This window comes from Cupriavidus pampae, from assembly GCF_914271485.1.
Taxonomy (GTDB): Bacteria; Pseudomonadota; Gammaproteobacteria; order Burkholderiales; family Burkholderiaceae; genus Cupriavidus; species Cupriavidus pampae.
Map to the genome: position 1 here is coordinate 130,342 of NZ_CAJZAG010000006.1, position 21,477 is coordinate 151,818.

The window sequence follows — 21,477 nt, forward strand, 5'->3', positions numbered from 1 at the left end:
GCCTGCCTGTGGATAACTTTGTTGAAAAGTCGGGCGATCTACCCGCCAAGCCTCGCGAAACAAGGCTTCCATCGCTTTCCAAGGCCCGTTTGAAGAACATGCAAAGCCTTTAAAATCAATGGGTTGCCCATATCCCCCGACAGGGCTAAGGGGTAACCCGCTCGTGCACTGCCGCAAACCTATCGGTGTGCATAAGTCAAGCCTTGACACGCGCTGCGGGGCACCTTTTTGGCGAATGCGGACGAAAATAGTTTACTTGACACCGCGTAGGATGCGCCTCTCAGGCTACCAACGCCCGACATGTGCACGTTTCGCTGCGGCGCGGGGTAACGCAATACATCGCGCGCCCCCGTGCGGTGCCCGCTTTCCGGCTTCAGGACTGGGCGCGCAGCGCGCGGCTGTACGTGTGCACTTCGTCGGCGAGGATCGCCACGTTCTCGGGAGGCGTGAACTGCGAGATGCCGTGCCCGAGGTTGAACACATGGCCATCGCTACCGCCACCGGCCGCGTAGCTGTCGAGTACGCCACGTACCTGCGCGCGAATCGCCGCTTCCGGCGCAAACAGCACGGTCGGATCGATATTGCCCTGCAGCGCCACGCGGCCTTCGGTGCGGCGACGTGCCTCAGCCAGATTGACGGTCCAGTCGAGCCCGATCGCATCCGGTCCAATCGCGGCAATCTGCTCGAGCCACAGCCCGCCACCCTTGGTGAAGACGATTGCCGGGATCTGCTGGCCGTCGTGCTCGCGCCGCAGGCCCTCGAGCACCCGGCGCATGTAGGCCAGCGAGAATGCCTGGTACATACCGTCCGCCAGCGCGCCGCCCCAGGTGTCGAAGATCATCACAGCCTGCGCACCAGCCTCGATCTGCGCATTTAAATAGGCCGCCACGGCCTGCGCGTTGATCTCGAGGATGCGGTGCATCAGGTCGGGCCGCCCATACATCATGCTCTTGACCGTGCGGAAGTCGTCGGAGCCGCCGCCCTCGACCATATAGCAGGCGAGCGTCCACGGGCTGCCGGAAAAGCCGATCAGCGGCACACGTTGCTTGCCATCCTGCACGAGCGCGCGTCGGATCTCCGACACCGCATCGAACACATAGCTCAGCGAATCCATATCGGGCACCGCCAGGCGAGCGACATCGGCCTCGTTGCGGACCGGATGCGCGAAACGCGGACCTTCGCCCTGCGCGAACGACAGCCCCAGGCCCATGGCATCGGGCACGGTCAGGATGTCCGAAAACAGGATGGCGGCATCCAGCGGGTAGCGGTCGAGCGGTTGCAGCGTGACTTCGGTCGCGTAGGCCGGGTTCTTCGCCAGTCCGAGGAAGCTGCCCGCGCGCGCGCGCGTGGCGTTGTACTCGGGCAGATAACGGCCAGCCTGACGCATGAGCCAGAGCGGCGTGTATTCGGTCGGTTCCCGGCGCAACGCGCGCAGGAAGGTGTCGTTCTGCAGTGCGGTCATGTTGATCCTCGTGAGACCGCCATTCTACGGGACACCTCGCGCGCGGACACCCTCCGCTGCACCTGCTGTCGTGCCGTTACCGCAGTGACCCCGTCACGGCATCAAGGTCATTCCTCGTCGGCGATGGCGCGGAACGCTTCGGCCGCGCGCCGCATCCACTCGCGCGCACGCGGTGCCTCGGACTGCAGGCGCGCGAAACCATGGGTCATGCCACTGGCCTCGATCGTGACCACCGGCGCGTCGTGGCGAACAAGGAAGTCCGCATAGGCGAGTCCATCGTCGCGCAGCACGTCATTGGCGGCCACCAGCACCACGCTCGCGGGCGGCTGGCGCAGCGGCGCCGCAGCCATCAGGTACATGCGCGCGTCAGTGTTGTCGGCGCCGCGCGCCAAGGCTTCCGCCCCGATGAATTGGGTCCAGAACCAGTGCATCTCGTCGTGGGTAAGCCCTACGCCTTCGCCAAACGCGCGGTAGCTTTCGGTAGTGAGCACCGGCGCCGCTACCGGATAGATCAACAACTGGGCCTTTACTACGTCCGCACTCGCGGCGGCATTGACTTCGGCCGCGGCCTGCGCGGCCAGATGCGCGCCAGCGCTATCGCCCGCGACCGCCAGAAAGGACGGCGCGAGGCCGAGTGCCTGGCGCTGCTCCGCGAACCATTGCACCGCTTCCGTGGCGTCGTCGCACGGTGCGGGAAATGGCGATTCCGGTGCCAGCCGATAATCGACGCTGGCCACGGCGCACCCCGTATCGGCTGCCAGCAGCGCCGCCACCGTATGGTGCGTGCGCGGAGATCCGACCACCCAGCCGCCACCGTGGAAGTACACGATCAGTCGGGGAGACTCGATGCCAGCCGGCCGGAACAGGCGTGCCGCCAACGCGCGCCCCGCAAGCGGCACCACGAGTTCACTGACAGTCGTCCCCTCGGGATCGGGCAATTGCGACAGGGCGGCCACTTCCTCGAAACGCGCGCGCCGCTCTGGTGGCGTCACCGGTGCTGGTGCCCCCGCAAAGTGGGCCGACATGCGCTGGTAGTAAGCGAGAAGCTGGGGATCGATCGCCATGTGAAAGTGAAAATCGCGTGTGAATGTAGAGTCGAACTGTCGTAATAGGTCGCTGCGCGCCAATATGTGGCGCGTGACCGTTTCGAATCGTAACGCTGAATGCGGTACCGAACACAATTACCGCCAGGCGAAATGCGTATCCCCCAAAAGTAGGGAATGCATATAATCGCGGCCTGAAAAACGTAATGCATTCAGGACACTAGCTTGCAAGTGATCACTTATTACCGCTGGCACAAAATACAACTGCAAGTGGCGTACACGTAGCGGGAACCGCTCAAAAGTGTTTAAAACGCCGTATTTTTCGCTGGCGCCCTTTCATCTACTTGCAAAAGGATACATTTTGTTACTGCCTTCCCCTAAAGTTTCCCCCACAATGCATTGACACACCCGCAGTTGGGCGGCGTAGCTGCCGGTAAAACAGTGGGAAATAAGAAGAAAGCTGCGGCGGAAGATATTTAATCGTGCCGTGAGCTAAGAGTGTGAAGCAAGAGTGTGAAGAAAGCCCGTACCCAGATTCACCGGACCAGCGGCATGTGACGATGTGCTGGCCCGGCTCACCAGGAAGACCGTTGACGCTCGCTGATCGGCGTCTTTGTACATCCTGAACCGAACCCGTTCCTTCGAATTGACCCCTCGAAGGGATTTTCCCGTCCGCGCGGAGCCTCCCCGGCCCGCGCGCTTTTTTTTGCGGCTCAGGAAACGAAATATATCGTCGCTCCGACAAAAAAGGCAGCCGTGTGGCTGCCTTTTTTGTTCCGCTCCACGTTCCGCACCAAAAAAACAACAGGCACGGACCGCGAGGCGTTTTACTTCTTCCGGCGCAGACGTGCGATCGCGGCCAGCTGAGCGGCGGCCACGGCCAGTTCGCTCTGTGCGCGGGCCAGATCCAGGTCGCTGCTTTGGTTCTGCATCAGCTCTTCCGCCGCGCGCTTGGCTTCCTGAGCCTTCGCTTCGTCCAGATCGGTACCGCGAATCGCGGTATCTGCCAGCACGGTGACGTGCTTCGGCTGGACTTCGAGAATGCCGCCGGCCACGAATACGAATTCTTCGCTGCCGTCTTCCTTCTCGATACGCACCGGACCAGGCGCAATGCGCGTGATCAGCGGCGTGTGACCGGGCAGAATGCCCAGCTCGCCGGCTTCACCGGGCAGCGCCACGAACTTCGCCTGACCGGAGAAGATCGACGCTTCCGCGCTGACGACGTCTACAAGAATGGTTGCCATGTGAACTCCTATGTCCAATCGCGTTGCCGCCCCGCACGTATGCGGGGCGTGTAGCAATGCTTACTGGAGCTTCTTGGCCTTCTCGAAGGCTTCGTCGATCGAGCCGACCATGTAGAACGCCTGCTCGGGCAGGTGATCGCACTCGCCGTCCACCAGCATCTTGAAGCCGCGGATGGTTTCCTTCAGCGGTACGTACTTGCCCGGCGAACCCGTGAACACTTCGGCCACGTGGAACGGCTGCGACAGGAAACGCTGGATCTTCCGTGCGCGGGACACCGACAGCTTGTCTTCCGGCGACAGTTCGTCCATGCCGAGAATCGCGATAATGTCGCGCAGTTCCTTGTAGCGCTGCAGCGTTTGTTGAACGCGGCGGGCCACTTCGTAGTGCTCGGTACCAACGATTTGCGGGTCCAGCTGGCGCGAGGTCGAATCGAGCGGATCGACGGCGGGGTAGATACCCAGCGCGGCGATGTCACGCGACAGCACGACGGTCGAGTCAAGGTGGAGGAAGGTCGTAGCGGGCGACGGGTCGGTCAAGTCATCCGCAGGCACGTACACGGCCTGGATCGACGTGATCGAGCCAGTCTTGGTGGACGTGATGCGTTCCTGCAGCTTGCCCATTTCTTCCGCCAGCGTCGGCTGGTAGCCCACGGCCGAAGGCATACGGCCCAGCAGTGCCGACACTTCCGTACCGGCCAGCGTGTAGCGGTAGATGTTGTCGACGAAGAACAGGATGTCGCGGCCTTCGTCGCGGAAGCGCTCGGCCATCGTCAGGCCGGTCAGCGCCACGCGCAGACGGTTGCCCGGCGGCTCGTTCATCTGGCCGAACACCATGGCCACCTTGTCGAGCACGTTCGAGTCCTTCATTTCGTGGTAGAAGTCGTTCCCTTCACGGGTACGCTCGCCCACGCCGGCGAACACCGACAAACCGCTGTGCTGCTTGGCGATGTTGTTGATGAGCTCCATCATGTTCACGGTCTTGCCCACACCGGCGCCACCGAACAGACCCACCTTGCCGCCCTTGGCGAACGGGCAGACCAGATCGATCACCTTGATGCCGGTTTCGAGCAGGTCAACCGACGGCGACAGCTCGTCGAACTTCGGTGCCTTCTGGTGAATGCCGCGCTTCTCGTCGGCGACGATCGGGCCGGCCTCGTCGATCGGGCGACCCAGCACGTCCATGATGCGGCCCAGCGTACCGTGGCCAACCGGCACGGAGATGGGAGCACCCGTGCCCTTCACGGCCATGCCGCGGCGCAGGCCGTCGGACGAGCCCAGCGCAATGGTACGGACCACGCCGTCACCGAGCTGCTGCTGAACTTCGAACGTCAGGCCCTTCTCGGCAAACGACGCATCGCCGGATTCTTCCAGCGTCAGCGCGTCGTAGACCTTAGGCATGGCGTCGCGCGGGAACTCGATGTCCACCACGGCGCCAATACACTGCACAATATTTCCGATACTCATTTCGTATCTCCGATAGCTTGAATACTTGACGCCTTAAACCGCCGCGGCACCGCTGACGATTTCCGACAGCTCCTTCGTGATCGCTGCCTGACGGGTCTTGTTGTAGACCAGTTGCAGTTCGCCAATCACGCTCTTCGCGTTGTCGGATGCGGCCTTCATGGCCACCATGCGCGCCGATTGCTCGGACGCCATGTTTTCGGCCACGGCCTGGTACACGAGCGCCTCGACGTAGCGAACGAGCAGTTCCTCGATCACGGTCTGGGCGTCCGGCTCGTAGATGTAATCCCACGAGTAGGCGCGCTTTTCGTCTTCGGTCTGGGTCAGCTTGTCGGCCGAGAGCGGCAGCAGCTGCTCGACCACCGGTTCCTGCCTCATCGTGTTGATGAAGCGCGTGTACGCCAGGTACACGGCATCGACCTCACCATTGGTGAAGGCGTCGAGCTGAACCTTGATCGCACCGATCAGCTTTTCCAGATGCGGGGTGTCGCCAAGATGCACGACGTGCGAAATCACCTTTGCGCCGACACGGCCCAGGAACTGCATGCCCTTGGTGCCGATCGCGGTGGACTGCACATCCACACCGCGATCCTGCAGGCTCTTCAGCTCGTTGGTCACCGCACGCAGCACGTTCGTATTCATGCCGCCGCACAGACCCTTGTCGGTCGTCACCACGATCATGCCGGCGCGCTTGATGTCGCGTGCCTGCAGGAACGGGTGCTTGAACTCGGGGTTGGCCGAAGCCAGGTGCGCCGCGATGTTCCGTACTTTCTCGGCATAGGGACGGGCGTTACGCATCCGCTCCTGCGCCTTGCGCATCTTGGACGCGGCGACCATCTCCATCGCCTTGGTGATCTTGCGCGTGTTTTGCACGCTCTTGATCTTGGTTCGAATTTCTTTCGTTCCGGCCATATCTTCCTCTCCATTCGTGCCGTGCCGCGCGCCGTTACCGGCAGCGCGGCACGATCCGTGGAATCACGCGGTTAGAACGCGGCGGACTTCCTGAAATCCTCGATCGCGGCACGCAGAGCGGCCTCGTCGTCCTTCGAGAGATCCTTCGTATCCTCGATGCGGCCAACGAGATCGGCGAACTTGGTCTTCAGGTGGTCGTGCAGGCCCTTCTCGAAAGCCAGGATGTCCTTCACGTCCACGTTGTCCAGGAAGCCGTTGTTCGCTGCGTACAGCGACGCGGCCAGCTGCCATACCTGCAGCGGCTGGTACTGCGGCTGCTTCAGCAGTTCCGTCACGCGGCGGCCACGCTCGAGCTGCTTGCGGGTCGCGTCGTCGAGGTCGGAAGCGAACTGCGCGAACGCGGCCAGCTCACGGTACTGCGCCAGATCGGTACGGATACCGCCGGACAGCTTCTTGACGACCTTGGTCTGAGCGGCACCACCAACGCGCGACACCGAGATACCGGCGTTGATAGCGGGGCGGATACCGGCGTTGAACAGATCGGTTTCCAGGAAGATCTGACCGTCGGTGATCGAGATCACGTTGGTCGGCACGAACGCGGACACGTCACCGGCCTGCGTTTCGATCACGGGCAGCGCGGTCAGCGAACCGGTCTTGCCGGTCACGGCGCCGTTCGTGAACTTGGCCACGTAGTCTTCGTTCACGCGAGCTGCGCGCTCGAGCAGACGCGAGTGCAGGTAGAACACGTCGCCAGGGTAGGCTTCGCGGCCCGGCGGGCGGCGCAGCAGCAGCGACACCTGACGGTAGGCCCAGGCCTGCTTGGTCAGATCGTCATAAACGATCAGCGCGTCTTCACCGCGGTCGCGGAAGTACTCGCCCATCGTGCAGCCGGCGTAGGCAGCCAGGTACTGCATGGCGGCCGAGTCCGAAGCCGCGGCGGCCACGACGATCGTGTACTCCATGGCGCCGTGCTCTTCGAGCTTGCGCACCACGTTGGCGATCGTCGAAGCCTTCTGGCCGATTGCCACGTACACGCAGAAGACGCCCTTGCCCTTCTGGTTGATGATCGCATCAACCGCCACGGCGGTCTTGCCGGTCTGGCGGTCGCCAATGATCAGCTCGCGCTGGCCACGGCCGATCGGCACCATCGCGTCGATCGACTTCAGACCGGTCTGCACCGGCTGGCTCACCGACTGACGCGCGATCACGCCCGGTGCGACCTTTTCGATCACGTCGGTTTCTTTCGCGTTGATCGGGCCCTTGCCGTCGATCGGCTGACCCAGCGTGTTGACCACGCGGCCCAGCAGTTCCTTACCAACGGGCACTTCCAGAATGCGGCCGGTGCACTTGACCGTATCGCCTTCCGAAATGTGTTCGTACTCGCCCAGCACCACAGCGCCGACCGAGTCGCGCTCGAGGTTCAGCGCGAGGCCAAACGTGTTGCCCGGAAATTCCAGCATCTCGCCCTGCATCACGCCGGACAGGCCGTGCACGCGGCAGATACCGTCGGTCACGGAAATCACCGTGCCGGTGTTGCGCACTTCAGCGTCGGCGCCAAGACCCGAGATGCGGGACTTGATCAGCTCGCTGATTTCTGAGGGGTTCAGTTGCATCACAATGCTCCTAATTCTTCAATCCGTCGGCCGTAGCGATCAGGCGGTCAGCGTGGTCTGCATGGCAGCCAGGCGCGCACGCACGGAGGTGTCGAGCACTTCGTCGCCGACCTTGACGCTTACGCCGCCGATCAGGGACGAGTCCACGGTCACGGTCGGATACAGCTTGCGGGCGAACTTGCGTTCGAGCGCGGCGACCAGGTCCTTCAGTTGCGAGTCGTCCAGCGGGAAAGCACTGGTGATCTCGACATCGGACGAACCTTCGCGGGCGTTCTTGAGCGCATGGAACTGTTCGGCAATCTCCGGCATGACCGTCAGGCGGTTGTTCTCCACCAGCAGGTTGACGAAGCGTCGGGCTTCGTCGTTGACCGGAGACTTCAGCACCGACAGAAACACCTCGGCCAGCTTCTGGCCAGGGACGTTCGGATCGTCGGCAAGCGCCTTCATGTCGGGATTGGCGGCAACCTGCCCCATTTCCGACACCAGCTCGGACCATGCACCCATGCTGCCTGCATCCGCCTGGCTTGCGACGCGAAACAGCGCCTCTGCGTAGGGACGGGCAATGGTTGCGGATTCAGCCATGATTAGAGCTCAGCCTTCAGTTGATTGAGCAGGTCTGCGTGCACCTGCGCGTTCACTTCACGCTTGAGGATCTGCTCGGCGCCCTTCACGGCCAGCGTTGCCACCTGGTCGCGCAGTTCTTCGCGCGCGCGGGTGACTTGCTGCTCCGCCTCGGCCTTGGCCTGGGCGATGATGCGTGCGGCTTCCGCCTGGGCGTTCTGCTTGATCTCGTCGGCCGTCAGCTGAGCGCGCTTTTCGGCGTCAGCGACGCGTTGGGCACCCTCGGTGCGGGCTTCGGCCATAGCCTGGTCCACACGCTTGTTAGCCAGTTCGAGCTCGGCCTTGCCCTTTTCGGCAGCGGCGAGGCCGTCGGCGATCTTCTTTGCGCGTTCGTCGAGCGCCTTCACCAGCGGCGGCCAAATGAATTTGGCAACAACCCACCACAGGATGAAGAACACGACCATCTGCGCAAAAAACGTTGCGTTCAGATTCATGGTGTGTTCCTTTCGGTAATCAAACTACAGATAAATGCACAAGGGCGGCCGGGCCATCAGACGTAGGCCAGATCCGCCCGTCAGCATCATGCAGACCGAAAAGACTTACTGAATGACAGCCAGCAGCGGGTTGGCGAACGCGAACAGCATTGCCACGCCCACGCCGATCAGGAATGCGGCGTCGATCAGGCCGGCCAGCAGGAACATCTTGGTTTGCAGCGGGTTCATCAGTTCAGGCTGACGTGCGCACGCTTCGATGTACTTGCCACCCATCAGTGCGATACCGAGGCAGGCGCCGATTGCGCCCAGGCCGATGATGATGCCGATACCGATTGCGGTCAGACCTTGGATGTTGGCGAGATATGCTTGCATGATGACTCCTTAAATTTAGAGAGACTTAGAACCAAAAAACCAAAAAACTAAAACTTAAAACCGGAAAAATCAGTGGTGATCGTGAGCCTGGCCGATGTACACCAGCGTCAGCATCATGAAGATGAACGCCTGCAGCAGCACGATCAGGATGTGGAAGATCGCCCAGACCGCGCCTGCGATCACATGGCCGACGAAGCCCAGCGCGGAAAGGTCCGCACCAAACGTCCACATGGAGCCCAGCAGCGCGATCAGCAGGAACACGAGTTCGCCGGCGTACATGTTGCCGAACAACCGCATGCCGAGCGAAACGGCCTTTGCCAGGAATTCGATGACGTTCAGGATCAGGTTGAACGGGGCCAGATACCACTTGGCGCCGAACGGGGCCGAGAACAGTTCGTGTGCGAAACCGCCCACGCCCTTGATCTTGAAGCTGTAGTAGATCATCAGCACGAGCACCGATGCCGACATGCCCAGCGTGCCGTTCAGGTCGGCGGTGGCCACGGCGCGGTGGTGCGGCAGATGCAGATGGAACAGGCCCAGCAGATGATTCAGGCCGGTGACCCAATCCACGGGGATCAGATCGATCGCGTTCATCATGGTGATCCAGCAGAACACCATCAGCGCGAGCGGGGCGATGAACGAGCGGTCACCATGGATGATGCCCTTGGCCTGATCGTCCACCATCTCGACGACCATCTCCACGAAGGCCTGGAAACGGCCCGGCACGCCAGGCGTCACGCGGCGCGCGGCGATGTACAGGACGAACAGGACGATGGCGCCGCACAGGACGGACCAGAAAATCGTGTCGTAGTTGAGGATGCTGAAATCGACGACGGAATGCTGCTTCCCGCCCACCGAATTCAAGTTCTTCAAGTGTTCGGCGATATAGCCTGAGGGTGTGAGCGCATGCTCGGCTGCTTGGGTAGCTTCTGACATGTCGGAGCGAACGGTATATTGCGAAATTTTTACACCGCACCCGCGCAGTGCGCGGATGTCGGTATGCGTCTTGCTTCGCCTTCGGCCACTTGGCCGGTCACCGCGAAGCAGGCACGCCTGGTTGTTGTTCGGGCCCGATTTTCAGACCGGGCATCACCTTGGCCGCGCGGCGCGTCACTGTCGTGACAGGCCGTACGGAAAAACTTGATATTGCGTATGAGAACCCCACCGGAGGCGGAAGCCCACTTGCATGACGCTCCAGAATGAAACTCAGCGAATCGCGAGTGCCACCCAGTATGTCTTGAGCGTCAGCAGAAACGTGACGAGCATCGGCACCCAGCGCAGATCGCGGTACAGCACGATGACCAGCACAAATAGTGCAAGGGTCGCGAATACCTTGATCGCCTCGCCGGCCACCAGTCCACCGACTGTTGGCCGCGCACGCGACATCCACAGTCGCAATGCGAAGAAGCCGCTAGGAATCACGCACACGGCGCCGCCAAAAAAGGCCGACCATCCCGACGGGCCCTGCTCGCGCGCAAACACGGCCCAGGCAATCGCCGACAGCAGCGTTACCACTGCCTGTGCCAGCACGACCTTGGCCGGTGTCATCCGCGACGGACGCAATGCGCGTTCGCCAAGCAGTTTCACCGCGTCGGCATGCGACAGCGGATCGACAACCTGTTCTTCACTCTCAGCGTCGTCATCCCATGGATCGGGCGTGCCGACGCGCTGCTGACGGTCTCGAACCACCACCTGCGCACCACCTACGTTAGCCTTGTTTCAGACTGGAACCACTCGCGGAACCACTCGAATCCGGCCAGAATTCAAACCGCACGATTCTACGAGCAATAGCCAATGCGAGTCAATCTGCTTTCAGTTAGCTTGCATTGAATTTCGCACAACGGTTGCTATCACGCATCGATGATGGCAGTGCTGAAATTGCGCGACGTTGACGCCTGACGTCATCGAATTGCTTCGTGGGAGATGCTGGCGCACCCGCGTTCGCACGTATCTACATCGTGCCCACGGACGCCGCGCATGCACACCGGTTACCTCGATGTCCGACTATCGCCCACGATTTTCATACCACTGCCCCGAAGCTGAAATCTTATCCGGCCGAGGGCTGGCCTTCGGTCGGTTCGCGCAGGCGTACCAGCACGCCATCGAGTGCATCGTTGCTCGTGAAGTGAATCGTCAGCTGGCCCTTGCCACGCGCGCCGAGCTTGATCTGCACGGCCAGGCCGAGGGCGTCCGATAGTTCTTCCTCGAGCCGCGCCACGTCGCGCATGCCGGAACCAGCCTTCTGCTTGAGCGATTTGAGGTCGAATGGCTTGAGCGTCGAAGCGACGAGCTTCTCCGTTTCGCGCACCGATAACCGCTTGTTGATGATCTGGTTCGCGAGCGTGATCTGATGCGCGCCATCGACGGCGAGCAGCGCGCGTGCATGACCCATGTCGAGGTCGCCAGCCATCAGCATCGTCTGCACCGGTGTGGCCAGATTGAGCAGGCGCAGCAGGTTGGACACCGCGCTGCGCGAACGGCCGACCGACTCGGCGGCCTGCTCGTGCGTGAAGCGGAATTCGCGGATCAGACGCATGATGCCCTGCGCCTCTTCCAGCGGGTTCAAGTCCTCGCGCTGGATGTTCTCGATCAGCGCCATCGCCGCCGCGGCTTCGTCCGCAACTTCCTTCACCAGCACCGGCACGCGATCGAGGCCCGCGAGCTTCGAGGCGCGGAAGCGGCGTTCGCCGGCGATGATCTCGTAGCGATCGGGCTCGGCCACGCGACGCACGAGAATCGGCTGCATGAGGCCCTGCGCGCGAATGCTCGCGGCCAGCTCCTGCAAGGCGCCCTCGTCCATGCGCGTGCGCGGCTGATACTTGCCGGGCTGCAGCTGCTCGAGCCGCAGCACCGACGGCGCCCCTTCCTGCCTCGAGGTCTCGACGATCTCGGCCGGTCCGCCCAGCAACGCTTCCAGCCCGCGGCCGAGGCCCTTCTTCTTTGCGGTACTCATGTCCCAGTCCTTCGGATGTTGGCGCTCAGCCGAGCTGCCTGACGCGGGCAATCATCTCCGCGCCGAAATCGAGATAGGCCTTGGCCCCTTTGGAAGACACGTCGAATGCGACGCCGGGCATGCCGTAAGACGGTGCCTCCGCGAGACGCACGTTGCGCGGAATGACGGTCTTGAACACCTTGTCGGCGAAGTGGGCCTCGAGCTGGGCCGACACCTGCTGCTGCAGCGTCACGCGCGGGTCGAACATCACGCGCAACAGGCCGATGACCTTGAGGTCCCGATTGAGGTTGGCGTGGACCTGCTTGATCGTGTTGACGAGGTCGGACAGCCCTTCCAGCGCGAAGTACTCGCACTGCATCGGCACGATCACGCCGTGCGCCGCACACAGTCCGTTGAGCGTGAGCAGCGACAGCGATGGCGGGCAGTCGATCAGTACGAAGTCGTAGTCGGCATCGACCTCGACCAGTGCCTGCTTGAGCCGGCGCTCGCGCTGGTCGAGGTCGACCAGCTCCACCTCGGCACCAGCCAGCTCTCGATTGGCCGGCAGCACGTCGTACTTGCCGGCTTCCGAACGCTGACGTGCCTGGGCAACCGTCGACAGCCCCACGAGCACCTGGTACACGCTGTGTTCGAGCGACTGCTTGTCGATGCCGGAACCCATCGAGGCATTGCCCTGCGGATCGAGGTCGACCAGCAGCACGCGCTGTCCCTGCGCGGCGAGGCCGGCGGCAAGATTGACCGTTGTGGTGGTCTTGCCAACGCCGCCCTTCTGGTTGGCGATCACGAATACCTTGGCCATAGGCTCCCGAAGCTCCTGTGTGTGTCCCGATGCGTTAGTCGCATCAGACATGTGCTTAATTATCCACTCGACGCGACAGCACCACGAGGTGCCGCTCGGCGTCCAGTTCCGGCACCGTCAGGCGCGGTACCGCTTCTACCTGCCACGCGGGCATCAGGCCCGCGGCTTCCATGCGATCGAGCTCGGCCTGTGGATAGACGCCCTTCATCGCGATCAGCCGTCCGCCCGGCGCAAGCAAATGGCCCGACAGCGTGACGAAGTCAGTCAGTTCCGCGAACGCGCGCGACGTGATGACCGCATAGCCGTCCGCGTCTTCGAGCTTTTCCACCGGGCCCCAATGCGCCGAGGCATTGGTCAGGCCGAGTTGCGCGCGGCATTGCGTGAGAAACGCCGTTTTCTTCTGCACGATATCGACCATGCGCACCGAGACGTCCGGATGGGCGATCGCCAGCGGCAGGCCGGGCATGCCGCCACCGGAGCCGACGTCGAGCACCCTGCCCCGCGCCCCGGTGCCTACCGACGTTTCACGTGCCGCCTGCGCGAGCGCGGGCACGGCGGCCAGCGAGTCGAGCAGATGGTGCGTGAGCATTTCGTCGGGGTGACGGATCGCGGTCAGGTTATAGACGCCATTCCATTTGCCAAGCAGCGTCAGGTACGCCAGCAGCGTATCGACCTGCGCGGGCGTCAGCGGCAGGCCAATGGCGTCGAGGCCTGCCTCCAGCCGCGGGCGCTGCGCGGCTACGTCGAGTACACCATGTCGGGAGCCGCCCACTCAGGCTGCCTCCTGGCCACCGGTCGCGGCTCCGCGACCCATGCCCTTCTTCTTGAGGTGCACCAGCAGCAGCGAGATCGCGGCCGGCGTGACGCCCGAGATCCGCGAAGCCTGACCGAGAGTCTCGGGCCGGTGCTGGTTGAGCTTCTGGCTGACCTCGAAGCCCAGGCCACGGACCTCGGTGTAATCGAAGTCGGCTGGCAGGCGCGTCGACTCGTTGGCCTCGAGCTTGTCCACTTCCGCTGCCTGGCGGGCGATATAGCCGTGGTACTTGATGCCGATCTCGATCTGCTCGCGGATCTGCGCCGCCAGCAGCGCATCGGCGTCGAGCGTGTGCTCCGGCGCATAGCGCCCCGCCTGCAATGCCATCAGGGCATCGTAGGTGACCGCCGGACGGCGCAGCAGATCGGCCAGCGAATACTCGCGCTCGATGGCCTTGCCCAGCAGCGGCACGGCATCGGCTTCGGGCAGGATTGACGGGTTGACCCAGGTGCTTTTCAGGCGCTCTGTTTCACGTGAAACAGCGTCGCGCTTGCGGTTGAACGCATCCCAGCGGACGTCATCGACCACGCCAAGCTCGCGCCCAGCCTCGGTCAGACGCATATCGGCGTTGTCTTCGCGCAGGCTCAGGCGGAATTCCGCGCGGCTGGTGAACATCCGGTACGGCTCTGTCACGCCACGCGTAATGAGATCATCGACCAGCACACCGAGGTATGCCTGATCGCGTCGCGGCGCCCACGCTTCGCGCTCGCGCGCAAAGCAGCCAGCGTTGATACCCGCCAGCAGGCCCTGTGCCGCGGCCTCTTCGTAGCCCGTGGTGCCATTGATCTGACCGGCGAAGAACAGGCCCGCGATGGCCTTGCTTTCCAGCGAAGACTTGAGCGCGCGCGGGTCGAAATAGTCGTACTCGATCGCATACCCGGGGCGCAGGATATGGGCGTTCTCCAGACCGCGGATCGAATGCACGAGGTCCAGCTGCACGTCGAATGGCAGGCTCGTCGAGATGCCGTTCGGGTAGAACTCGTTGGTCGTCAGCCCTTCCGGCTCCAGGAAAATCTGGTGGCTTTCCTTGCTGGCAAACCGATGGATCTTGTCTTCGATGCTCGGGCAGTAGCGCGGCCCTACCCCTTCGATCACGCCCGTGTACATCGGCGAGCGGTCGAGACCGCCACGAATGACTTCATGCGTGCGCGCGTTGGTATGCGTGATCCAGCATGGCAACTGCTGCGGGTGCTGGCTCGGGTGACCGAGGAACGAGAACACCGGCACCGGATCGAGATCACCCGGCTGCTCTTCCATGGCCGAGAAGTCGATGGTGCGACCATCGATACGCGGCGGCGTGCCGGTCTTCAGCCTGCCCTGCGGCAGCTTCAGCTCCTTGAGCCGAGCCGACAACGAGACCGATGCCGGGTCACCGGCACGGCCACCGGTGTGGTTTTCCAGGCCGACGTGGATCTTCCCATCCAGAAACGTACCGGCGGTAAGCACCACGGCACGGGCGCGGAAAGCGATGCCGACCTGCGTCATGGCGCCTACCACGCGGTCCCCTTCGACCATCAGATCGTCGACGGCCTGCTGGAACAGCATCAGGTTCGGCTGGTTCTCGAGCCGGGTACGGATGGCCTTGCGATACAGCACGCGATCCGCCTGGGCGCGCGTAGCACGCACAGCCGGGCCCTTGCTCGAGTTCAGGATACGGAACTGGATGCCGGCCTCGTCCGTGGCGGCGGCCATGGCACCGCCCATGGCGTCCACTTCCTTGACCAGATGCCCCTTGCCGATGCCGCCGATCGACGGATTGCAGCTCATCTGCCCCAGCGTTTCGATGTTGTGGGTCAGCAGCAGCGTCTGGCACCCCATACGGGCGGCGGCAAGTGCTGCTTCGGTGCCGGCATGGCCGCCACCAACGACGATGACATCGAATTCTTTGGGGTAAAGCATGGGACACCTCCTCCGGGAGGTCGTGAGCGGAAAATTTGGGATGCCGAATTATAGCGGCAATCGGCTGCCGCACTTTGACCGGTTCAATGTTTCACGTGGAACATGACGCCGAACTCTCCTCGGAAGAGGCACTTGTGTTTCACGTGAAACACTTCTGCGTGGAAGGCGCTCAGGCCGCGCTGCGCCGGCCGAGACCGAGGTACGTCTCGACAACTTTCGGGTCGTGGGCGAGGTCGTTCGCCGGCCCTGCCATGACCACATCACCGGTCTCGAGCACGTAGCCGTAGTCCGCCACCTGGAGCGCGGCGCGGGCGTTCTGCTCGATCAGCAGTGTGGCCACGCCGCTCTGGCGCAGGCGATCGATGATCTGGAAAATCTCCCGCGCGATCAGCGGCGCCAGCCCGAGACTGGGCTCGTCCAGCATCAGCAGACGCGGACGCGCCATCAGGGCACGGCCAATTGCCAGCATCTGGCGCTCCCCGCCCGACAGCGTGCCGGCCTCCTGTCGCGCCCGCTCACGCAGACGCGGGAACAGGTTGTAGACCACGTCCATCTGATCGAGATAGGCGCGCTCCCCTGCCCGCTTGCGCCGGAATGCACCGAGCACGAGGTTGTCCTCGACGCTCATCGAGCCGAAGAGTTCACGGCGCTCCGGCACCAGGGACATACCGAGGGCGACCCGCTCCTCGATCGGCAGTGCCGTCACGTCGTCGCCGAACAGGCGAATGGCGCCGGCCGCCACGCCGTAGGTCGGCAGCGCACCCATGATCGCGTTGAGCAACGTCGATTTGCCCGCACCGTTCGGGCCGATCACGGTCACGATGCTGCCAGCTTCCACGCGCAGACTGGCACCGTGCACCGCTTCGATCTTGCGGTACCGCACATGGAGGTCGTCGATCTCAAGCACCATGGCGATCTCCCGTGCCCAGATAGGCCTCGACCACCGCGGGGTCGCGTTGCACCTGCTCCGGCGTCCCCTCGGCGATGCGCGTGCCAAACTCCATCACTACCAGGCGATCGGTCAGGTTCATGACGAAGTCCATGTCGTGCTCGACCAGCAGCACGCTCATGCCCTCCCCTCGCAGCTTGCGGAGCAGCGCGGCCAGCGCCTGCTTCTCGAGATGGCGCAATCCCGCGGCGGGTTCGTCGAGCAGGAGTAGCGCCGGATCGGCGCACAGTGCGCGCGCGATTTCGAGCACGCGTTGCTGACCGAGCGCCAGGCTACCGGCCTCGTCGTACAGGCGGTCGCCCAGACCGACCCGCTCGAGCTGGGTACGCGCCTCGAACAGCAGCTTGCGTTCCTCTTCGCAATTGAGCCGCAGCATCGCCGCAGCGACGCCCCCGTGCGCGGCAAAGTCGCCACGCAGATGCGCGCCGAGCGCGACGTTCTCGAGCACCGACATGGATGGCAGCAGATGCACGTGCTGGAAGGTTCGGCCAATACCGCGCCTGACGATTTCACGTGAAGGACGATTCGAGATGACCTCGTCGCCATAACGCACCTCCCCTGCCGTCAGCGTCGCCACGCCCGTGATCAGATTGAAGGTCGTCGATTTGCCGGCACCGTTAGGACCGATAAGCCCGACGATCTCCCCAGCGCGCACCTGAAAGCTGACGTCGTTCACGGCGACGAGGCCACCGAACTCCTTACGTACGTTACGCACGTCGAGCAGCAACGTACCGGCATCGGGCTTCTGCCGCATCGGCAATGGCAACGCGTGGTCGGGTGCGTATACGCGCGGTCCATCCGGAAACCATCGCGCTAGGTAATTCCATATCCCATCCGGCGCGTACTGCAACAGCGCCACCATAAGTACGCCGAATACGATGATCTCGAAATTTCCGGCGGTACCCAGCAAATGTGGCAACAGCCCTTGCAGCATGTCCTTGAGAATCGTGAGCACCCCCGCCCCGACGATGGCGCCCCACACATGGCCCACGCCACCGACCACCGCCATGAACAGGTATTCGATACCGTGGTTGAGTCCGAACGGGGTCGGATTCACCGCGCGTTGCAGATGCGCGTAAAGGAAGCCAGATATGCACGCGAACATTGCTGCAAGCACAAATACGACAGCCTTCATCCATCCGGTGAATACGCCCATCGATTCAGCCATCGTCACCCCGCCCTTGAGCGCGCGAATCGCGCGCCCCGGGCGCGAGTTCAGCAGGTTGGCCGAGAGCAGCATGGCCAGCAGCACCACGCACCAGATCGCATAGAACATCGCGCGTCCCGACTGCAGCGGCACGCCGAACACCGACAGCACCGGGATGCCGGTGAGCCCGTCGTACTTGCCGAGGAACTCGAGATTGCCAAACAGGTAGAACAGCGAGAGGCCCCACGCGATCGTCGCGAGCGGCAGGTAATGACCGGACATGCGCATGGTGATCGCGCCGATCAGGCTCGCGCAACACAACGTAACCGCGAGGCCCGCGAGCAAGCCGATCCAGGGCGACAGCCCGAACTGCGTGGTCAGGTACGCGGTACTGTACGCGCCGAGCCCGACAAACGCGGCCTGCCCGAAGGACGTCATGCCGCCCACACCGGTCAGCAGCACGAGGCCGATCGCCACGAGACTATAGAGCCCGATGTAGTTGCCAAGCGTGATCCAGAACTCGGGGGTGGGCAGCGCCGGCATGGCCGCGAGTGCGAGCACGAACAGCACCGCAAGCACACGATGCCACGGCAGGCGCGCACGCACCCGATCACCGCTCGCGGTCGCACGCGCGACAGGCTTCTCGGTCAGCATCGTCACCGCCTACTCCTCGTCTTCGACGCGCTTGCCCGACAGCGAGCGCCACAGCAGGACCGGAAGGATCAGCGTGAACACGATCACCTCCTTGAACGCGCTCGCCCAGAACGACGAGTACGACTCTAGCAGGCCCACCAGCAACGCGCCGGCGGCCGCTACGGGATAACTCACGAGACCACCGACGATCGCGCCGACAAAGCCCTTGAGCCCGACCAGGAATCCCGACTCGTAGTAGATCGTCGTCATTGGCGCGATCAGGATCCCGCACAACGCACCCATCGCGGCGGCCAGCGTGAACGACAGCCTGCCGGCCTGCGCCGTGCCGATACCCACCAGGCGCGCGCCAAGCCGGTTCACCGCGGTGGCGCGCAATGCCTTGCCGTGGATCGTGTGTTCGAAGTACCAGTAGAGCGCTCCGATCAGCAGCGCCGATACGCCGATCACCCACAGACTCTGTCCCGACACGGTGAGCGTACCCGTGCCCATGCCCAGCTCGAACCGCGCGTCGGAGAATGCGTCCGTGCGCGAGCCTTCGGCGCCGAACATCGCGAGACCGAGTCCGACCAGCGCGAAGTGCACGGCCACCGAGACGATCAACAGCACAAGCGTGCTCGCCTCTGCCAGCGGCTCATACGCGAGCCGGTACAGCATCGGGCCCAGCGGAATCACCACGAGCAGCGTCAACGCGATTTGTGCGAGCATCGGCAGCGCCTGCGTGCCATAAAGGCGAACAACGCCGTGCACCGCGAGCGGAAACAGCAGATACTTGCCCACGAGCACAGCCAGCGTTCGAACGGTATCGGTGTGCGTACCGCGCCGGCGCAGCAGCAGCACGATCTCGCGTACAAACGTGAGCGCGCCCATCGCCAGCAGCAGCCACGTCGTGCGCGGCGCGTGGCCGGCCTGCATGGCCGCCAGCGTCAGCGCGCCATACGCGACGAACTCGCCCTGTGGGATGAAGATGACGCGCGTGACCGAAAACACCAGCACCAGCGCGAGGGCAAGCAATGCGTAGATCGCGCCGGACGTGATGCCGTCCTGCGCGAGGATCGCGGCAATCGAGAGGTCCATGGCGGTGGCGCCTGTATCAGCGCGACTGCAGCTTCCACTTGCCGTCGACGATCTGCACCATCACGCGCGCGCGCTGATCCATGCCGAGGTGGTCGGTGGCGCTCATGTTCATGATCCCGTGCGACACCGGCAGATCTTTGGTCTGCTCGAGCGCGTCGCGCAATGCCTTGCGGAACTCCTTGCTACCGGGCTGCCCTTTCTTGAGCGCTTCCGGTATCGCGTGCTGCAGCAGCAGGCCGGCATCCCATGCATGTCCACCGAAGCCCGATACCTGACCGCCGAAGGCCTTCTCGTACGCGAGCTTGTACGCCATCGCGGGCTTCTTGACGGGGTTGCTGTCGGGCAATTGTTCGGCCACCAGTAGCGGGCCCGCCGGGAGGAACGTGCCTTCGCAATCCTTGCCGCATACGCGCAGGAAATCGGCATTGGCCACGCCGTGCGTCTGGTAGATCTTGCCCTTGTAGCCGCGCTCCTTGAGCGTCTTGGCCGGTAGCGCCGCTGGCGTACCCGATCCTGCGATCAGCACCGCGTCGGCATTCGCGCTCATCATCTTGAGCACCTGCCCCGTCACCGAGGTATCGGTGCGCGCGAATCGTTCGTTGGCCACCACGCGGATCTTGCGCAGCTCGCCGACCTTGATGAATTCCTGCGCCCAGCTATCGCCGTACGCGTCCGCAAAGCCGATGAATGCCACCGTCTTCACGTTGTTGTTGGTCATGTGCTCGGCAATGGCGGTGGCCATATGCGAGTCGTTCTGCGGCGTCTTGAAGATCCACGCGCGCTTCGTGTCCATCGGCTCGATCAGACGCGCCGATGCGGCCATGGTGATCATAGGCGTACCGGTTTCGGCGGCGATGTCGATCATCGCGAGCGAGTTCGGCGTCACGGTGGAGCCGACGATGACGTCAACCTTGTCCTCGCTGACGAGCTTGCGGGTGTTCTTGACCGCGGTGGTGGTGTCCGAAGCATCGTCGAGCACGATGTACTCGACGGTCTTGCCACCGATCTGCTTCGGCATGAGCGTGAACGTGTCCTTTTCCGGAATGCCCAGCGATGCGGCGGGGCCGGTCGCGGATACGGTAACCCCGACCTTGATCTGCGCATGGGCGACCCCGGCAACTGTGACTCCGGCAAATAGGCAGGCGGTGGCAAGCGCCAGCGAGCTGGCACGCTTCAATGACATGTCCTCTCCTTAGGTTCAGAAACGAAAAAAGGCATCCGCCGCCTTCCGGCCGGCGGATGCCTCCAGTCCTGATATCGGCCCGCTGCGCAACCGCATTCGCCGACCGTGCGGTCGGGAATGCGAATCGAGTCTAACCCAGCGTTTTGTGGCGAAGAAGCGGGATTAACCCGCAGTGTCGGGCGATGAAAGCGAACATGCGCACCGTTAGCCGAGGGACTTCGCCGCCGGCACGCAGTCGCGCCGCCAAAGACCGCTGGTGTCGCGCATGAACCCGGTAGCAGGATCGCTGCCGGACAGCAGCGCGGGCGCCGCCAGCACGTGCCGGATGCCATGCGCGCGGCACCAGTCGTCCAATAAGGCCACACACGCATCGAACTGCGAGCTCGCCGAGGCAGGGTTCGCCGCCGCGCACCACCACTCGGTCACCATAGCCACGCGGCCGGCATGTAGGAGGCTGTGGACCAAGGTCACGGGAAGCAAGGCTTGCACCGTCATGGTGCCATCGCTGCTATCGATCATGACGCAGGCGCCCTGTCCGCCCTGTGCAAGCAACGCCTCGAGCGCCAAACGGCGTGCGCGGGCGTCCGGCACGGGCAGCGGACGCAGCGCGGCCAGCCACACATCGAGGCGATTGGCGTCGTGAGACTGGGCAAGGCGGGGGGCGTACTGCGGGAGAGAAGACATCGAGATAGGCGAGGTTGGAGCGATATGCGGACACCAGGAGCATGCCACGGCGATGTTACGACGGTGCCAAACCGTGGAGCAAATAAAAAAGGCGTTGCCGGAATCGTCCAGCAACGCCTTTTATGCTTATTGGCACTTGCTACCCGTAGTCGGGTGCGC

Annotated in this window: 20 protein-coding genes; all 20 read right to left on the bottom strand. The window is 63.3% G+C overall.

Features of this window, described 5'->3' with window-relative positions; translation table 11 throughout:
* Nucleotides 1–373 precede the first annotated feature (373 nt).
* Complete coding sequence (gene hemE / locus LDO41_RS16000) at nt 374–1,462, bottom strand: uroporphyrinogen decarboxylase (RefSeq protein WP_223989876.1); 1,089 nt, start codon at nt 1,460–1,462, stop codon at nt 374–376.
* Nucleotides 1,463–1,569: 107 nt separating this feature from the next.
* Nucleotides 1,570–2,526: an alpha/beta hydrolase gene (locus tag LDO41_RS16005; protein WP_223989878.1), complete on the bottom strand. Its 957-nt coding sequence runs from the start codon at nt 2,524–2,526 to the stop codon at nt 1,570–1,572.
* 806 nt (nt 2,527–3,332) lie between these two features.
* Nucleotides 3,333–3,749: a F0F1 ATP synthase subunit epsilon gene (locus tag LDO41_RS16010; protein ID WP_223989880.1), complete on the bottom strand. Its 417-nt coding sequence runs from the start codon at nt 3,747–3,749 to the stop codon at nt 3,333–3,335.
* Between the two features lie 60 nt (nt 3,750–3,809).
* A complete protein-coding gene (gene atpD, locus LDO41_RS16015) occupies nt 3,810–5,213 on the bottom strand; it encodes a F0F1 ATP synthase subunit beta (RefSeq protein ID WP_223989883.1) in 1,404 nt (467 codons plus the stop codon).
* A 33-nt stretch (nt 5,214–5,246) separates the two neighbouring features.
* Nucleotides 5,247–6,122, bottom strand: a complete 876-nt coding sequence (atpG, locus tag LDO41_RS16020) for a F0F1 ATP synthase subunit gamma (protein WP_223989885.1) — start codon at nt 6,120–6,122, stop codon at nt 5,247–5,249.
* A 71-nt stretch (nt 6,123–6,193) separates the two neighbouring features.
* Complete coding sequence (gene atpA, locus LDO41_RS16025) at nt 6,194–7,735, bottom strand: F0F1 ATP synthase subunit alpha (RefSeq protein WP_223989887.1); 1,542 nt, start codon at nt 7,733–7,735, stop codon at nt 6,194–6,196.
* 39 nt (nt 7,736–7,774) lie between these two features.
* Entirely contained in the window at nt 7,775–8,317 is a 543-nt protein-coding gene (locus LDO41_RS16030) for a F0F1 ATP synthase subunit delta (RefSeq protein ID WP_223989888.1), read from the bottom strand.
* Between the two features lie 2 nt (nt 8,318–8,319).
* Entirely contained in the window at nt 8,320–8,790 is a 471-nt protein-coding gene (locus LDO41_RS16035; protein ID WP_223989890.1) for a F0F1 ATP synthase subunit B, read from the bottom strand.
* Between the two features lie 105 nt (nt 8,791–8,895).
* A complete protein-coding gene (gene atpE, locus LDO41_RS16040; RefSeq protein WP_092138471.1) occupies nt 8,896–9,162 on the bottom strand; it encodes a F0F1 ATP synthase subunit C in 267 nt (88 codons plus the stop codon).
* A 69-nt stretch (nt 9,163–9,231) separates the two neighbouring features.
* Nucleotides 9,232–10,098 (bottom strand): F0F1 ATP synthase subunit A, encoded by an 867-nt coding sequence (gene atpB, locus LDO41_RS16045; RefSeq protein WP_223989892.1) that lies wholly within the window; start codon nt 10,096–10,098, stop codon nt 9,232–9,234.
* 270 nt (nt 10,099–10,368) lie between these two features.
* Entirely contained in the window at nt 10,369–10,854 is a 486-nt protein-coding gene (locus LDO41_RS16050; protein WP_223989894.1) for an ATP synthase subunit I, read from the bottom strand.
* Between the two features lie 355 nt (nt 10,855–11,209).
* On the bottom strand, nt 11,210–12,115 hold the full coding sequence (locus LDO41_RS16055) for a ParB/RepB/Spo0J family partition protein (RefSeq protein WP_223989896.1): 906 nt from the start codon (nt 12,113–12,115) through the stop codon (nt 11,210–11,212).
* A gap of 25 nt (nt 12,116–12,140) precedes the next feature.
* Nucleotides 12,141–12,914, bottom strand: coding sequence for a ParA family protein (locus LDO41_RS16060; protein ID WP_223989898.1), 774 nt, complete (start codon nt 12,912–12,914; stop codon nt 12,141–12,143).
* A 55-nt stretch (nt 12,915–12,969) separates the two neighbouring features.
* Nucleotides 12,970–13,686, bottom strand: coding sequence for a 16S rRNA (guanine(527)-N(7))-methyltransferase RsmG (rsmG, locus tag LDO41_RS16065; protein ID WP_223989900.1), 717 nt, complete (start codon nt 13,684–13,686; stop codon nt 12,970–12,972).
* Entirely contained in the window at nt 13,687–15,627 is a 1,941-nt protein-coding gene (mnmG, locus tag LDO41_RS16070) for a tRNA uridine-5-carboxymethylaminomethyl(34) synthesis enzyme MnmG (RefSeq protein ID WP_223989902.1), read from the bottom strand.
* A gap of 169 nt (nt 15,628–15,796) precedes the next feature.
* Complete coding sequence (locus tag LDO41_RS16075; RefSeq protein ID WP_377741605.1) at nt 15,797–16,537, bottom strand: ABC transporter ATP-binding protein; 741 nt, start codon at nt 16,535–16,537, stop codon at nt 15,797–15,799.
* On the bottom strand, nt 16,527–18,383 hold the full coding sequence (locus LDO41_RS16080) for a branched-chain amino acid ABC transporter ATP-binding protein/permease (protein ID WP_223989904.1): 1,857 nt from the start codon (nt 18,381–18,383) through the stop codon (nt 16,527–16,529). The genes LDO41_RS16075 and LDO41_RS16080 overlap by 11 nt, the downstream gene beginning before the upstream one ends.
* Before the next feature lie 3 nt (nt 18,384–18,386).
* On the bottom strand, nt 18,387–19,451 hold the full coding sequence (locus LDO41_RS16085) for a branched-chain amino acid ABC transporter permease (RefSeq protein ID WP_223989906.1): 1,065 nt from the start codon (nt 19,449–19,451) through the stop codon (nt 18,387–18,389).
* Between the two features lie 16 nt (nt 19,452–19,467).
* Nucleotides 19,468–20,634, bottom strand: coding sequence for an ABC transporter substrate-binding protein (locus tag LDO41_RS16090; RefSeq protein WP_223989908.1), 1,167 nt, complete (start codon nt 20,632–20,634; stop codon nt 19,468–19,470).
* A 204-nt stretch (nt 20,635–20,838) separates the two neighbouring features.
* Nucleotides 20,839–21,318: a hypothetical protein gene (locus tag LDO41_RS16095; protein ID WP_223989910.1), complete on the bottom strand. Its 480-nt coding sequence runs from the start codon at nt 21,316–21,318 to the stop codon at nt 20,839–20,841.
* Nucleotides 21,319–21,477: the final 159 nt, after the last annotated feature.

Excerpts from the sequence above, each read along its gene's own strand:
- hemE (WP_223989876.1), bottom strand. The coding sequence starts at position 1,462 with ATGACCGCACTGCAGAACGACACCTTCCTGCGCGCGTTGCGCCGGGAA.
- LDO41_RS16035 (WP_223989890.1), bottom strand. The coding sequence starts at position 8,790 with ATGAATCTGAACGCAACGTTTTTTGCGCAGATGGTCGTGTTCTTCATC.
- LDO41_RS16010 (WP_223989880.1), bottom strand. The coding sequence starts at position 3,749 with ATGGCAACCATTCTTGTAGACGTCGTCAGCGCGGAAGCGTCGATCTTC.
- LDO41_RS16060 (WP_223989898.1), bottom strand. The coding sequence starts at position 12,914 with ATGGCCAAGGTATTCGTGATCGCCAACCAGAAGGGCGGCGTTGGCAAG.
- LDO41_RS16090 (WP_223989908.1), bottom strand. The coding sequence starts at position 20,634 with ATGTCATTGAAGCGTGCCAGCTCGCTGGCGCTTGCCACCGCCTGCCTA.
- LDO41_RS16095 (WP_223989910.1), bottom strand. The coding sequence starts at position 21,318 with ATGTCTTCTCTCCCGCAGTACGCCCCCCGCCTTGCCCAGTCTCACGAC.
- LDO41_RS16055 (WP_223989896.1), bottom strand. The coding sequence starts at position 12,115 with ATGAGTACCGCAAAGAAGAAGGGCCTCGGCCGCGGGCTGGAAGCGTTG.
- LDO41_RS16085 (WP_223989906.1), bottom strand. The coding sequence starts at position 19,451 with ATGGACCTCTCGATTGCCGCGATCCTCGCGCAGGACGGCATCACGTCC.
- atpA (WP_223989887.1), bottom strand. The coding sequence starts at position 7,735 with ATGCAACTGAACCCCTCAGAAATCAGCGAGCTGATCAAGTCCCGCATC.
- atpD (WP_223989883.1), bottom strand. The coding sequence starts at position 5,213 with ATGAGTATCGGAAATATTGTGCAGTGTATTGGCGCCGTGGTGGACATC.
- atpE (WP_092138471.1), bottom strand. The coding sequence starts at position 9,162 with ATGCAAGCATATCTCGCCAACATCCAAGGTCTGACCGCAATCGGTATC.
- mnmG (WP_223989902.1), bottom strand. The coding sequence starts at position 15,627 with ATGCTTTACCCCAAAGAATTCGATGTCATCGTCGTTGGTGGCGGCCAT.
- atpG (WP_223989885.1), bottom strand. The coding sequence starts at position 6,122 with ATGGCCGGAACGAAAGAAATTCGAACCAAGATCAAGAGCGTGCAAAAC.
- LDO41_RS16005 (WP_223989878.1), bottom strand. The coding sequence starts at position 2,526 with ATGGCGATCGATCCCCAGCTTCTCGCTTACTACCAGCGCATGTCGGCC.
- LDO41_RS16030 (WP_223989888.1), bottom strand. The coding sequence starts at position 8,317 with ATGGCTGAATCCGCAACCATTGCCCGTCCCTACGCAGAGGCGCTGTTT.
- LDO41_RS16075 (WP_377741605.1), bottom strand. The coding sequence starts at position 16,537 with ATGGTGCTTGAGATCGACGACCTCCATGTGCGGTACCGCAAGATCGAA.
- atpB (WP_223989892.1), bottom strand. The coding sequence starts at position 10,098 with ATGTCAGAAGCTACCCAAGCAGCCGAGCATGCGCTCACACCCTCAGGC.